Annotated in this window: 13 protein-coding genes; 8 read left to right on the forward strand and 5 right to left on the reverse strand. The window is 68.1% G+C overall.

The features are described from left to right. Positions 1 to 8: 8 nt before the first annotated feature. Positions 9 to 449 carry a rhodanese-like domain-containing protein gene (locus K7G81_RS04530; protein ID WP_369412034.1) on the reverse strand — a complete coding sequence of 147 codons (441 nt, stop codon included), beginning with the start codon at positions 447 to 449 and terminating at the stop codon, positions 9 to 11. On the opposite strand from K7G81_RS04530, the gene K7G81_RS04535 reads away from it, so the two are divergent. The 3 genes from K7G81_RS04535 to K7G81_RS04545 are packed head-to-tail and all read left to right on the forward strand — an operon-like array spanning position 427 to position 3,200. After that, positions 427 to 1,707 (forward strand): NAD(P)/FAD-dependent oxidoreductase, encoded by a 1,281-nt coding sequence (locus K7G81_RS04535; RefSeq protein ID WP_223029586.1) that lies wholly within the window; start codon positions 427 to 429, stop codon positions 1,705 to 1,707. The two genes, K7G81_RS04530 and K7G81_RS04535, sit on opposite strands and share 23 nt — an antisense overlap. A 12-nt stretch (positions 1,708 to 1,719) precedes the next feature. Beyond that, positions 1,720 to 1,923, forward strand: coding sequence for a YgaP family membrane protein (locus K7G81_RS04540; RefSeq protein ID WP_223029587.1), 204 nt, complete (start codon positions 1,720 to 1,722; stop codon positions 1,921 to 1,923). An 8-nt stretch (positions 1,924 to 1,931) separates the two neighbouring features. Then, positions 1,932 to 3,200 (forward strand): TolC family protein, encoded by a 1,269-nt coding sequence (locus tag K7G81_RS04545; protein WP_223029588.1) that lies wholly within the window; start codon positions 1,932 to 1,934, stop codon positions 3,198 to 3,200. On the opposite strand, the gene K7G81_RS04550 is transcribed toward K7G81_RS04545, so the two are convergent. Together K7G81_RS04550 and K7G81_RS04555 are read right to left on the reverse strand one after the other, a co-directional pair. Then, positions 3,155 to 4,792, reverse strand: a complete 1,638-nt coding sequence (locus K7G81_RS04550) for an amino acid ABC transporter ATP-binding/permease protein (RefSeq protein ID WP_223029589.1) — start codon at positions 4,790 to 4,792, stop codon at positions 3,155 to 3,157. The genes K7G81_RS04545 and K7G81_RS04550 overlap by 46 nt on opposite strands. Then, positions 4,789 to 6,339 carry an ATP-binding cassette domain-containing protein gene (locus tag K7G81_RS04555; RefSeq protein WP_223029590.1) on the reverse strand — a complete coding sequence of 517 codons (1,551 nt, stop codon included), beginning with the start codon at positions 6,337 to 6,339 and terminating at the stop codon, positions 4,789 to 4,791. Before K7G81_RS04555 ends, K7G81_RS04550 begins: the two co-directional genes overlap by 4 nt. A gap of 126 nt (positions 6,340 to 6,465) precedes the next feature. Between K7G81_RS04555 and K7G81_RS04560 the strand changes: the two genes are divergently transcribed. The 4 genes from K7G81_RS04560 to hemN all read left to right on the forward strand — a co-directional run bounded on the left by K7G81_RS04560 (position 6,466) and on the right by hemN (position 10,742). Then, complete coding sequence (locus K7G81_RS04560) at positions 6,466 to 8,058, forward strand: cytochrome ubiquinol oxidase subunit I (RefSeq protein WP_223029591.1); 1,593 nt, start codon at positions 6,466 to 6,468, stop codon at positions 8,056 to 8,058. Between the two features lie 22 nt (positions 8,059 to 8,080). Further along, positions 8,081 to 9,226, forward strand: coding sequence for a cytochrome d ubiquinol oxidase subunit II (cydB, locus tag K7G81_RS04565; protein ID WP_223030108.1), 1,146 nt, complete (start codon positions 8,081 to 8,083; stop codon positions 9,224 to 9,226). A 12-nt stretch (positions 9,227 to 9,238) separates the two neighbouring features. After that, complete coding sequence (gene cydX / locus K7G81_RS04570; protein WP_223029592.1) at positions 9,239 to 9,355, forward strand: cytochrome bd-I oxidase subunit CydX; 117 nt, start codon at positions 9,239 to 9,241, stop codon at positions 9,353 to 9,355. Positions 9,356 to 9,419: 64 nt separating this feature from the next. Continuing rightward, complete coding sequence (hemN, locus tag K7G81_RS04575; RefSeq protein ID WP_223029593.1) at positions 9,420 to 10,742, forward strand: oxygen-independent coproporphyrinogen III oxidase; 1,323 nt, start codon at positions 9,420 to 9,422, stop codon at positions 10,740 to 10,742. Positions 10,743 to 10,800: 58 nt separating this feature from the next. Here the strand turns inward: hemN and K7G81_RS04580 are convergent, their stop codons facing one another. Beyond that, a complete protein-coding gene (locus K7G81_RS04580; protein ID WP_223030109.1) occupies positions 10,801 to 11,484 on the reverse strand; it encodes an OmpW/AlkL family protein in 684 nt (227 codons plus the stop codon). Positions 11,485 to 11,589: 105 nt separating this feature from the next. Next, on the reverse strand, positions 11,590 to 12,294 hold the full coding sequence (locus K7G81_RS04585; RefSeq protein WP_255586614.1) for a Crp/Fnr family transcriptional regulator: 705 nt from the start codon (positions 12,292 to 12,294) through the stop codon (positions 11,590 to 11,592). Positions 12,295 to 12,504: 210 nt separating this feature from the next. Between K7G81_RS04585 and K7G81_RS04590 the strand changes: the two genes are divergently transcribed. Next, positions 12,505 to 13,845: an erythromycin esterase family protein gene (locus K7G81_RS04590; protein WP_223029594.1), complete on the forward strand. Its 1,341-nt coding sequence runs from the start codon at positions 12,505 to 12,507 to the stop codon at positions 13,843 to 13,845. Positions 13,846 to 13,847 lie beyond the last annotated feature (2 nt).

A 13,847-nucleotide genomic window follows, 5' to 3' on the forward strand; every position in this document is an offset into this window, starting at 1 on the left:
TGCCCTCCTCAGCGTTGGGTGGGCAGATTAGCCTGCATCCACGCCGCCATCCCTCCGTGTAAGTGCGTATCGACCGCAGCCGCGGCGCGCGCACATTTGTCGAGCGCCATCGCCGAGCGCTTGCCGCCCGCACAGACGAGCACGACCGTCTTGCCCGGCGCCGCCGGCAATGCCGCCGGATCGAAGCTGGACAGGGGTTGATTGATGGCGCCGGGAATATGGCCCGAGGCAAATTCCGAGCTTTCGCGGACGTCGACCACGATCGCGTCGCCGCCCCGGATCATCGCGTCCAGCGCTCGCGGATCGAGTTCATTGACCGCGGATTTCGAACCGAAACCAAACATGTGCACCTCATCGGCTGATTTGCCGCTTGCACATATAGTGATTTCACAATATACATCAAGTTGAAATTGATGGAGGGCTGCTATGAGCGTTGCGAACGTCGTCATCCTCGGGGCCGGATTGGGTGGCACGATCGCCGCTTATGAAATCCGCGAGGCACTGAAGGACCAGGCGAAGATCACCGTTGTCAACAAGGGTGAGGACTATTGGTTCGTCCCGTCCAATCCCTGGGTCGCGGTCGGCTGGCGCGAGGGCGAGGCGCTGCGCGTCCACTTGCCGCCGATCATGCGCAAGCGCGGCATCGATTTCACCGGCGTCGGTGCGCGCAAGGTCCATCCCGAGGCGAATCGGCTCGAGCTCAATGATGGCTCGTTTATCGATTATGATTATCTGGTAATCGCCACCGGCCCCGAACTTGCCTTCGACGAGATCGAGGGCTTCGGGCCGGAGCGCAACACCGTATCGATCTGCCAGACCGACCACGCAGTCGCCGCGCACGAACGCTTCGAGCAATTGTGCGCCGATCCGCGGCCGATCGTCGTCGGCGCCACGCAAGGTGCGTCCTGTTATGGCCCCGCTTACGAGATGGCGATGCTTCTCGATACCGAGCTCAAACGCCGCCAGATCCGCGACAAGGTGCCGATGACCTTCGTCACGCCGGAGCCCTATATCGGCCACCTCGGTCTCGACGGCGTCGGCGATACCAAGGGCCTGCTCGAAAGCGAGATGCGCGATCGCCACATCAAGTGGATCACCAACGCCAAGGTGACCTCGGTCGACGACGGCATGCTCCACGTCGAGGAGGTCAATGACGACGGCTCGACGAAGAAAACGCATGACCTGCCGTTCGGCTGGGGCATGCTGATGCCGCCGTTCCGCGGCGTCGAGGCGGTGATGGGAGTCGAGGGACTGTCCAACCCGCGCGGCTTCATCCTGACCGACAAGCACCAGCGCAACCCGACTTATCCCAACGTCTTCGGGCTTGGGGTGTGCATCGCCATCCCGCCGACCGGGCCGACGCCGCTGCCTGTCGGCGTGCCCAAGACCGGCTTCATGATCGAGAGCATGGTCACCGCGATCGCGCAGAACCTCAAAGAGATACTCGACGGCAAGGAGCCGACCAATGAGGCGACTTGGAACGCAATCTGCCTCGCCGATTTCGGCGACGGCGGCGTTGCCTTCGTCGCCAAGCCGCAAATCCCGCCGCGCAACACCAACTGGGCGTCGGAAGGCAAGTGGGTGCATTTGGCCAAGATCGGCTTCGAGAAATATTTCCTGCGCAAGATCCGCCGCGGTGAGAGCGAGCCCTTCTACGAAAAGCTCGCGCTGCACGCGCTCGGCATCAAGAAACTGCGCTTCGACTGAGGAGGGTGGACGATGAACCTCGATCGTGCCGTCATGGCATTTGCGGGAACGGTGGTGCTGGTCAGCGCCATTCTGTCGGTGACGATGAGCCCGTGGTGGCTCGCGCTCACCATCTTCGCCGGGCTCAACATGCTGCAAGCGAGCATCACTGGCTTCTGCCCGGCGGCGATGCTGTTCCGCGCGCTGGGCGTGCGGGCGGGTTGCGCGTTCCGCTGAGTCCATCGATGCGACGCTTGACCCTCGTCACCCTGCTCGTCGGGGCCATGCTTTCTACACCCGCGAGCGCGCAATCGCTCGATGCCGTGATCGACGCGGCACTGGCGCATTCGCCGACGCTTGCCGCCGCACGCGCGCGCGCCGATGCCGCTGCCGCCAAGGTCGACGAAGCGCGCGGCGCGCGGCTGCCGCAGGTCAGCCTCGACGGGCAGGTCGGCTATGGCCGGATCGACCCGCAGGGCTTCTTCAATCTCGCCGCCGCCGACGTCACGCCGCGCTCGGCCGCGCTCGACGCCGAGCTGCCGCTGTTCACCGGCGGCCGGCTGGGCGCGGCCGAGCGGCAGGCCGAGGGCGGCCGCGCCGCCGCGGGCTATGCGCTCGATGCCGCGCGCCTCGCGCTTCGCGTTCAGACGGTGAAGGCCTATGCCGATGCGCTCGGCGCCGGCGAGCGGATGGCGAGCTACGCCAAGCTGGTCGATGCGCTGACCGAGACGGTACGCCAGGCCAAGCTCAAGTTCACCGCCGGCGACGGCACCTCGACCGATGTTGCCCAGGCCGAGGCGCGGCTCGCCGAAGCGCAAGCCGGGCTCGCGGGCGCGGAGGGCGACCAGCAATCGGCGCTGACGCGCTTGAAGACGCTGACCGGCGCGCCGGTGACGCCCGACGCCGCCTTGCCCGGCCCACCCGCGGTGCCGGCGAGCATCGACGCCGCCGTCGCGCAGGCGATCGCGCACAATCCGCAGCTCGCCCAGGCCGATGCGATGGTCAAATCGGCGCGCGCCGGCGTATCGGCGGCGCGCGCCGATCGCCTGCCGATGCTGAGCGCCTATGCGCAGGCGTCGAGCGTGCGCGACCAGTTCTTCCCCGGCTACAAGGCGGACAGCGCCAGCGCCGGCCTGCGCCTGCATTGGAAGCTGTTCTCCGGCGGCCAGGCGAGCGCCAGGCAGCGCGGCGCCGAGGCCGATCTCAGCGCCAGCGAAGGCGACTATCAGGCGGCGCGCGACGCGATCGAGCAGCAGGCGACGCAGGGCTTCGAGGTGGTGCGCGCCGCCCGCGCGGTGCTGACCGCTGCCGAGGCGCGCGCGACGGCAACTCAAAGCGCGCTGCACAGCACCAGGCTCGAAGTGCAATCGGGTGCCAAGCCGCAGCTCGCGCTACTCGATGCCGAGCGCGAAGCGATCGACGCCGAAAGCGGCCGCATCGCCGCGCAAGGCAATCTGCTGGTCGCCGCTTATGCCTTGCGCGCCGTCGCCGGCATGGACGACATGCGGCCCTGAAGTCGCGGCACGTCACCGATGGCGATGGAACGGGTCGCCAGCGCCAGCGGCGCGCGGCGGTGCGAGACCAGGACCAGCCCTGTGCCGGTGTCGCGCAGCCAACCGCCGAGCCGCTCGACCAGCAGCGCCTCGGTGGCGGCGTCGAGGCCTTCGGTCGGCTCGTCGAGCAGCAGCCACGGGCGACGCGCGAGCAGCGCGCGGGCGAGCGACAGCCGCTTGCGCTCGCCACCCGACAGGGTGCCGCCGGCCTCGCCGAGCGCGGTGTCGAGCCCGTCGGGCGCGGCGTGCAGCCGCTCGTCGAGGCATGCGACGTGCAGCGCCTGCCACATCGCGTCCGCGTCGACGCCGGGCCGTGCGACGCGCAGATTGTCGGCGATCGACCCGGCGATCATCGGCGCGTCCTGCGGCGACAATGCGACCTGGGCGCGGATCGTCGCGGCGGAGACGGTGTCGATCGGTTCCCTGCCGATCGCGAGGTCGAACAGGTCCGGCCGCGAGCCGGCGAGGCTCTGCAGCAACAAGGTCTTGCCCGATCCTGATCGCCCGGTGATCGCGATCCGCGCGCCGGGGGCGAGGTGCTCGCCGCCGATTGTCAGCGACAACGCGGCGGCCTCTGACGGCGCGGGTGCAGGCGGCGCCATCGGCAGCGCCTCGAGATCGGCAAGCCGGCGCAACCCCGCCTCGACGCGCGCCTGGCGCAGCGCGGTGCGCGCCCAGGCCGCCATCGCCTCGATCGCCGAGACCGACGCGAGCAGCGCCAGCGCGACGCGCGGCGCCGATGCCGTTGCGGTCGCCAGCACCAGCGCTGCGGTGATCCCGGCATAGACGGCCAGCAACGCGGCGATCGCGCCTTCGCCGCAGAACAACCGGGCATTGGCGCGGTCGAGATCGGCGGCGATCGCGGCGAGATCCTGCTCGACCCGCGCGGCGAGGCCGTAAGCAACGATTTCGGCGCGCGCTTCGGCATAATCTACATAGCGTGCGCGGAGCGCCCCTAGCGCCTCCGCCGCCTCGCGCGCCGGCTCGCGCGTCAGCCGCGTCGCCAGCGCGCGCAGGCTGACCGGCAGCGCCGCGAGCAGCACCAGCAGCATCACTGCTGCGCGCCAGCCGGCAAAGGCGGCGATGGCCACTCCGGTTGCCGCGCCGATCAGGCTCGCCAGCAACGTCGGCCGGCGGACGATCAGGTCTTCGAGCGCGTCGATATCGCCGATCAGCCGTGCGCTGGCGTCGCCGCCCGAGAGGTTCGGCGCGGTGCGGCTGTCCTGTGCCGCGAGCCGCTCGAACAGCCGCCCGCGCAGCCCCGCCATCGCCAGCAGCGCGGCCTCGTGCGACCATAGCCGCTCGCCGTAGCGCGAGACGGTGCGCAGGATCGCGAGCAGCCGGATCGTCGCGCTGGGGATCAGATAGTTGAACGCATAGGCGGCGACCGATCCCGCCGCGCCAGCGATCGCCGCAGCGGTGAGGAACCAGCCAGAGATCGCCAGCAACAGGATCGACGACACCGCCGCGACCGTCGCCGCGAGCGCCGCGAGCCGGATAAAGCGGCGGATCTCTGGAGTCAGCTCGTGGCCGAACAGCTTGCGCCCGCTCATAGTGCCACCTCGATCCGGGCGGCGGCGATCAGATCCGGGTCGTGCGTCGCGACCAGAACCGCACGCTCGCGCGAGACGGCCGCGAGCAGCGCGATGATGTCGGCGGCGCTGTCGGCGTCGAGATCGGCGGTCGGCTCGTCGCAGATCAGCAGCGGCCGCCCCGACAGCAGCGCCCGTGCCAGCCCGACGCGCCGCCGCTCGCCGCCCGACAGCCCCGAGCCGCGATGATCGAGCACCAGAGCGAGCCCGCCGCGCGCCGCCATCAGCGGGCCGAGCCCAACGCGCTCGGCAACCGCGGCAATTCTGTCGGGTGTCGCATCGGGCGCGGCGAGGGCGATATTCTCGCCGAGCGTGCCGGGCAGCAGCAGCGGGCGCTGCGCCGCCCAGGCGATGTCGGCGGGGTCGAGCGCGCCGCCGCCTGCCGTGGTGATCGCGCCGGCGATGTCGGTCACTTGCCCGGCGATCGCCGCCAGCGTGCTGGTCTTGCCGCTGCCGGTCGGCCCGGTCAGCGCGACGAAGTCGTGCGGGTCGAGGGCGAAGCTCAGCGGCCCGATCCTTGTACCCGGCCAGTCGATCGCCAGCCCGGCCACCCGCAGGCCGTCGAAGCGCGCGGGCTGGACCTCGGCAACGGGCGCATCGGGCAAGGCCTGCGTCAGTGCCTCGCTCGCTGCCTCGCCCAACCGCTTCTCGTGATAGGCCGCCGCCAGCCGCCGCATCGGCAGATAGAATTCGGGTGCCATCGCGAGTGCAAAGAAGGCGCGTTCGAGCGTCAGATGCTCGGGCGGCGCGAAGGGCAGCATGTGAAGCAGCGCGAAGCCGCAATAGACCGCGATTAGCGCCACCGCGAGCGCGGCGAAGAATTCGAGCACGCCGCCCGACAGGAACGCCGCGCGCAGCACCGCGATCGTCCGCTGCGCCACTTCGCGGGTCGCTGCGGTCACCTGCCGGGCGATCCGTTCCTCGGCGCCGAAATGGCGGATCAGCGGCAGATGCCGGACACGATCGACGAACAACCCGGACAAGGTTTCGAGCGCGGCGAGCTGGCGTTCCGACGCGCGCCGCGCCGCGCTGCCCGCCAGGATCATGCCGATCACGAACGGCAGCATCGTGCCGAGCATGATCAGCGCCGCCACCCAGCTCGCCACCGCGGTGATGGCGGCGACGACGATCGGCCCGATCACCGCGCTCGCCCGTGCGGGCGTGAAGCGCGCGCCATAAGCCTCGATCGCGGCGACATGGTCGATCGCCAGCGTCGCGCTTTCGCCGGCGAGCAGGGCGCGCCCGGTGCGCCCGCCGAGCAGCCCGGGAAACAGCCGCCGTCGCCAGTCGATTGCCGCCGCCTGCGCTTCGCGGATCGCCACCGCATGGACCCCATACACGCCGGCGCCGCGCAGCATCGGCCCGACGATCAGCGCGACGATCGCCGGCCATTCGGGCCGCTGCGCGCCGACCAGCGCGCTCACTCCGTAAGCGACGCCGAGCGCGAACACCGCCGCGCCTGCGACGTCGAGCAGCCAGAACCAAAAAGTGCGAGTTCGATTTCTCAATATTCTATATCTTGTAATTATAACTCTTGATTTTCGTCAAGGCGGGGCGTAGGGCTTTGCCTAGAAAGATCGCTCATTGCGAACAAGCGCTTGGCGCTCGTTGTCGCATCGGAATGAGGGTTTGTCATGACCGACTTCGCTGTTGTCGAGCTATCGCGGCTGCAATTTGCACTCACTGCGCTCTACCATTTTCTGTTCGTGCCGCTGACGCTCGGCCTGTCGTTCATGCTCGTCATCATGGAAAGCGTGTACGTGATGACCGATCGTCCGATCTGGCGCGACATCACCCGCTTTTGGGCCAAGCTGTTCGGCATCAATTTCGTGCTCGGCGTCGCCACCGGCCTGACGATGGAATTCGAGTTCGGGACCAACTGGTCCTATTACTCGCATTATGTCGGCGACATCTTCGGCGCCCCGCTGGCAATCGAAGGGCTGATGGCCTTCTTCCTCGAGGCGACCTTCGTCGGCATCATGTTCTTCGGCTGGGATCGCCTGTCGAAGCGCGGGCATCTGCTCACCACCTTCATGGTTGCGCTTGGCTCGAACCTGTCGGCGCTGTGGATCCTGATCGCCAATGGCTGGATGCAGCACCCGGCCGGCGCCGCCTTCGATCCGGCGACAATGCGGATGGAAGTGACCAATTTCTACGACGTCGTGTTCAATCCCGTCGCACAGGCCAAGTTCGTTCACACGGTAAGCGCAGGCTACGTCACCGCCAGCGTGTTCGTGCTTGGCGTCTCGGCCTTCTACCTGCTCAAGGGCCGCCATCTCGAGCTTGCCAGGCGCAGCTTCACCGTGGCGGCCGCGTTCGGGCTGGCCGCCTCGCTGTCGGTCGTGGTGCTCGGTGACGAGAGCGGTTATGCGCTTACCGATAACCAGAAGATGAAACTCGCCGCGATCGAGGCCGAGTGGCACACCGAGCCGGCGCCGGCGGGCATCACCGTGTTCGGCATTCCGCGCTACGAAGGTCGCGACACGCTCTATCAGGTCAAGGTGCCCTATGTGCTCGGCCTGATCGGCACGCGCAGCCTGACCGGGCAAGTCGAGGGAATCTTCCCGCTGGTCGCCAAGGCGAAGCTGCGGATCGAAAACGGCCTCACCGCTTATGACGGCGTCGAGAAGCTCAAGGTCAACCCCAACGATGTCGCCGCACGCGCCGAGTTCGAGCGGGCCAAGAACGACCTCGGCTACGCACTACTGCTGAAGCGCTATGTCGCCGATCCGCGCACCGCTGACGCTGCGACGATCGACAAGGCCGCCTGGTCGACAGTGCCCAACGTGCCCGCCTTGTTCTTCCTGTTCCGCGGCATGGCCGGGTTGGGTTTCGCTTTCATCGCGTTCTTTGCCGCCGCCTTCTACTTCTCGACCATCCGCCGCTTCGACCGGCGCTGGTTCCTGCGGCTGGCGGTAATCGCCATTCCTTTCCCCTGGCTCGCCGCGGAGATCGGCTGGGCGGTTGCCGAGATCGGGCGCCAACCATGGGCGGTCGACGGCGTGCTGCCGACCTTCCTCGGCGCGTCCAGCCTGACGGTCGCGCAGCTATGGACGACGATCGCCGGCTTCACGCTGATCTACGGCATCATGGCGGTGATCGAGGTGCGGCTGATGCTGGCGACGATCCGCCACGGCCCGGAAACCTACACGCCGTGGCAGCCGCGCCACGATCCGACGCCGCGCTCGCCCGAGCCCAACCCGCATTTCGCCGTCCCGGCCGAATGAGCCAGAGCCAAGGACACAAATGATGACCATTCCTTTCGACTACGAAACGCTCCGGATCATCTGGTGGGCGCTGCTCGGCGTGCTGCTGATCGGCTTCGCGCTGACCGACGGCTTCGATCTCGGCACTGCCGCCCTGCTCCCATGGATCGCCCGCACCGACGAGGAACGCCGCATGGTGATCAACACGATCGGCGCGACCTGGGAAGGCAACCAGGTGTGGTTCATCCTCGGCGGTGGCGCGATCTTCGCGGCCTGGCCGTTCGTCTATGCGGTCAGCTTTTCGGGCTTTTACCTGGCGATGTTCCTGGTGCTGGCGGCGCTGATCCTGCGGCCGGTTGGCTTCAAATACCGCTCCAAGAAGCCCGACGCCAAATGGCGTAGCCGCTGGGACTGGGCGCTGTTCGTCGGCGGGTTCGTGCCGGCACTGGTGTTCGGGGTCGCGGTCGGCAACGTGCTGGCGGGCGCCCCCTTCCGACTCGATAGCGATTTGCGCTCTTTCTACGAGGGCACGCTGCTCGGCCTGTTCACCCCGTTCACACTGATCACCGGATTGTTGTCGGTGGCGATGCTGGTGCTGCACGGCGCCGGCTGGCTGAGCCTCAAGGCCGAGGGCGTAGTGCATGACCGCGCCCGCGCCTGGGGACAGATCGCCGCGATCGCTGCGATCGTGCTGTTCCTGATTGGCGGCGCGTTCGTCGCTTATGGCGACATGGGCTACCGCCTCGCCGCCGTCGCCGATCCCAACGGCCCATCCAACCCGCACCTGACCGGCGCCGTCCACGCCGCTGGCGCATGGCTCGACAATTACGGCGCGCATCCGTGGATGCTGATCGCGCCCGCGCTCGGCCTGCTCGGCCCGGCGATTGCCTTGTTCGGCATCCGCAGTGGCCGCGACATGATCGTGTTCACCGGCTCGTCGCTGGCGACGGTGGGCATCATCGCGACGGTCGGCCTGTCGATGTTCCCGTTCATCCTGCCGAGCTCGATCGATCCGGCTTCCAGCCTCACCGCCTGGAACGCCTCGTCGAGCCAGGGGACGCTGTTCATCATGCTGCTGGTGACGGTGATCTTCCTGCCGATCGTGCTTGTCTACACCGCCTGGGCGTATCGCGTGATGTTCGGCCGCGTGACCGACGAGCAGGTCCGCATGAACCCCGATTTCTATTAAGGAGCACCGATCATGTGGTATTTCGCCTGGATCCTCGGCGTCGGCCTCGCCGTCGGCTTCGGTATCTTGAATGGCATGTGGCACGAATTCCACAGCGACCCGCTCGAGGATCGCACCGTCCGCGATTGATGACCCCGTCCGGGCGCCGCCGTCTCCAACGACGCCCGGACACCCGACCGAGGCGCACCATCCGATGTGGCCCTATCATCCCGATCTGCTCGCCCGGCCCGTGCCGCGCTACACCAGCTACCCGACGGCGGCCGAGTTCACCGATGCCGTGACATCGGACGACATGGCGCGGTCGCTCGATACGATCGCCGACGACACGCCGGTCTCGCTCTACCTTCACATTCCCTATTGCCAGGCGATCTGCTGGTATTGCGGCTGCAACACCGGGGCGGCCAACCGCACGAGCCGCCTGACCGCCTATCTCGACCGGCTCGAGGAGGAGATCGCGCTGGTCGCGACGCGGCTGGGCGGTCGCGGGCGGATCTGCCGCATCGCCTTCGGCGGCGGCAGCCCCAATGCGATTGCGCCCGCCGCCTTCGAACGACTCGCCGACCGCGTCCGCACCGCCTTCGCCTGCGATGACGCGGTCATCTCGGTCGAGATCGATCCGCGCGGTTTCACGCGTGATTGGGCGGCCGCACTCGCCCGCGCTGGCGTGTCGCGCGCCAGCCTTGGCGTGCAGACGCTCGATCCCGCGCTGCAGGCGGCGATCGGCCGGGTCCAGCCGGTCGACGACATCCGCCGCGCCGTGACGCTGATGCGCGAGGCGGGCGTCGGCTCGATCAATGTCGACCTGATGTACGGTCTCCCCGGCCAGAGCGAGGACGCGCTCGCCGCCACCATCGAGGCCAGCCTGGCGATGGCGCCAGATCGGTTCGCGATCTTCGGCTATGCGCATGTGCCTCACCTCGTGCCGCGCCAGCGCCGCATCGACGCGACGGCGCTGCCCGATGCGCGCGCCCGGTTCCGCCAGGCCGCGCTCGCGCACTGGCTGGTGACGTCCGCCGGCTATCGCGCGGTCGGCTTCGATCATTTCGCGCTCCCCGGCGATGCTTTGGCGCAAGCCGCCGCCTCGGGCACGCTGCGCCGCAATTTCCAGGGTTTTACTGAGGATCGGGCCGAAGTGCTGATCGGCCTCGGCGCCAGCGCGATCAGCCAGTTTCCCGGCGCGCTGCTGCAGAACGAGAAGAATACCGGCCGCTACCACATGGCGATCGGCGCCGGCCGCTTCGCCACCGCGCGCGGCATCCGGCGCACCGCCGAGGATCGCCGGCGCGGCCGCGCGATCGAGGCGCTGCTGGCCGGGGGGCGTGCCGATCTTGCCGGCATCCCCGGCCTCGCCACGATCCGCGACCGGCTGGCGCCGTTCGTGGCCGAGGGACTGGCGACTTGGACCGGCGACACGCTGTCGATCGTCGATCACGCCTTGCCTTATGCCCGCGTGATCGCCGCCACGTTCGATGCCTATCGCGGCGACGAGGGCCGGCGCTTCAGCAGCGCAGTCTGACCGTTGCGCCAAAAAAAGGCCGGCATCGCTGCCGGCCCGAGGCGAGGAGAGGGTAGGGTCAGAGCCGCAGCCCGACGCCGACGCCGAACACCAGCGGATCGAGATGCACGCGCACGCGCTCGGTGCCCAGTGCGGTGGTGTCGAGCCGCGCGGTCGTCCGTAAATCGATATATTTGACGTCGAGATTGACGAACACCTTGGGGCTGATGTCGACATCGACGCCCGCCTGCGCCGCCCAGCCGAAGCTGTCCGACATGTGCACTTTGGTCGGCCCGACCGCGGCTTCGAGACCCTTCGACGCCTTCTCGTTCCAGAACACCGTGTAGTTGATGCCGGCGCCGAGATACGGCCGCATGTGCCCGTGCGCGTTGAAGTGATATTGCGCGGTCAGCGTCGGCGGCAGCACCCAGGTCGAGGCGAGCTTGCCGATCGATCCGGTCGTGCCGCTGGTGCCCGAGGCGTTGTGCTTGGTGGTCGATGCAATCAGCTCGAAACCGATCGCATCGGTCGCCATATAGGTGACGTCGATTTCGGGCATGACCGCATTGTTGACCTTGACGTGCTCGGTCGGGAAGGTCGGATTGATCCCGCCGGAGGATTCGTTGGGGGCAACGACAATGCCGCGCAGCCGCAGCAGGACATCGCCCGATGCCAGCCCGGTGCGATCCTGCGCCGCCGCCGGCGTCGCCATGGCGGCAGCGATCAGTGCGGCGGTGCCGAGCAAGATGGTCTTCATGTGAATACTCCTGTTGTTGTATTCAGGAGTGTGCGTGGCGGCGCCTGCGAATGCTTTGTCCGCCGTCAAATCAAGGGCCTACGGATAAATCCGGATGGGGCAGGGGGGCGATCAGGCGGCCAGCCGGTCCTCGCCGCCGGCCGCGTCGCTCAGTGCCGCCCGGTTGAGAATGACGAAGCTCTTGAGATCGGGCAGCCGCACCGCCCGGCTCTGGCGCAGCAAGGTGAGCTTGCGGCTTACCGTCTCGATCGTCAGCCCCAGGAAGTCAGCCATTTGCTGCCGCGAGAGCACGATCTCGGCGGGCTCGCCATCGGCGACGCCGGCCCGGTCCGCCATTTCGAGCAGGAAGCTCGCGACGCGCTCGCCGGCCGATTTGCGCGCCAGCAGGATCATCCAGCGCCGGGCATGATCGAGTGCGTCGAGCGTATGGAGCAGCAATTCGTGCTGCAACTCGGGATGGTCAGCGACGAAGGCGTCGAACACCGCACGCGGGAACACGCACAGGCTGGTTTCGGTAAGCGCCGTGACCGTGCTCGTCGCTCGCCCGCCGAACGGCCGGCCGACGAAATCCCCCGGCAGGGCCAGCCCCAGAATCTGCTCGCGCCCGTCGCTCAACATGCTGGTCAATTTCAAAAGGCCGCGCCGCACGCTGCCCACCACCGGCGCGGCATCGCCTTCCCACATCAGGGTTTGCCCGCGCTCCAGCTTGACGCGACGGCCACGCCTGAAAAATTCGTGCAGCGTATCACCGCCCAGGCCGGCGCAAATCGCGCCGCTGCGGATCGTGCAGTCAGCACAGGACGATATGTCGGCCATAGCGGCCGCGCGCGCCGTCATTTTACCCGTCTCGACATACATTGCCCGCCCCCTCATAGCCATCACGCCTGGTATGATCGCTAATGCCGGCCGGCTGCTCCCCGGGGTATACGGGGTTTTACATATTCGGATGAAACCCCTTCGGTGGTGCCGATGGACTAAGGATCATTACGCACTGACTTGAGGATGCCAGGGCGCACAGTGGCTCCCATGAGGGATGATGTGCTCCATCGCGCGGCGGATACAGTCGCCGACCCGCTCGTTAGCGTGCTGCGGCATCATGCCGAGCCGTTGCCCGATCCCGCCGACGCGGGCGCGTTCGGCGCCGCGTTCGATCGCTTCGGCGATGCGCGGGTCGTGCTGCTCGGCGAGGCGACGCACGGCACTTGCGAATTCTACCGCGCCCGCGCCGCGATCAGCCGCCACCTGATCGAGCATCACGGCTTTTCGATCGTCGCGGTCGAGGCCGATTGGCCCGATGCCGCCCGGATCGACGATTATGTCCGCCATCAGGCGCCGCGTCCGCGCCGGGGCGACGTGTTCGCTCGCTTCCCGACCTGGATGTGGCGCAACCTCGAACTGCTCGAGTTCGCCGATTGGCTGCGCGCGCACAATGCCGATCGGCCCGAAGGGGAGCGCGTCTCGTTCCGCGGGCTCGACGTCTATTCGTTGGGCGAATCGATCCACGCGGTGCTGACCTATCTCGATCGCGTCGATCCCGATGGCGCAGCCGAGGCGCGCCGCCGCTATGGCTGCCTGACGCCCTGGCAGGACGAGCCGAGCCATTACGGCCGCGCCGCGCTGATGGCTGGCGACGGCGGCTGCGAGGGCAAGGCGGTCGCGCAGCTCCGCGATCTCCTCGCCCGGCGCCTCGACTATATCCGGCACGATGGCGAGGCGTGGTTCGACGCGGTGCAGAACGCGCGCATCGTCCGCGCCGCCGAACGCTATTACCGTGCGATGTACCGCAGCTCGACCGAGAGCTGGAACCTGCGCGACCGACACATGTTCGGCACGCTGCAGGCGCTGCTCGCGCATCAGGGCGACGGCGCCAAGGCGATCGTCTGGGCGCACAACAGCCATGTCGGCAACGCCGCGGCGACGGCGATGGGCTGGCAGGGCGAATTCAACATCGGCGAGCTGGCGCGCATGGCGCATGGCGACGAAGCGGTGTCGATCGGCTTCGGCACCGATACCGGCACCGTCGCCGCGGCGAGCGACTGGGGCGGCGACATGGAGATCAAGACCGTGCGTCCGGCGCGGCCCGACAGCTTCGAACATGCCTTCCGCCAGACCGGCATCGAGCGCTTCCTGGTCGATTGGCGCGGCGGCGGCAAAGGCGAGCTGGTCGCCGCGTTGCGCGGGCCGCGCCTCGAACGCGCGATCGGTGTCGTCTATCGACCCGAGACCGAGCGGGCGAGCCATTATTTCGAAGCGGTGATGGCCGAGCAGTTCGACGCTTTGGTGTGGTTCGAGCGGACGCGGGCGGTAACGCCCCTCGGCCCCGAGCACGCGCGCGGCGCACCGGAAACCTGGCCGTTCGGGCTGTGACG

Origin of the sequence: Hephaestia mangrovi, from assembly GCF_019880555.1 — a bacterium.
Classification (GTDB): Bacteria; Pseudomonadota; Alphaproteobacteria; order Sphingomonadales; family Sphingomonadaceae; genus Sphingomonas; species Sphingomonas mangrovi.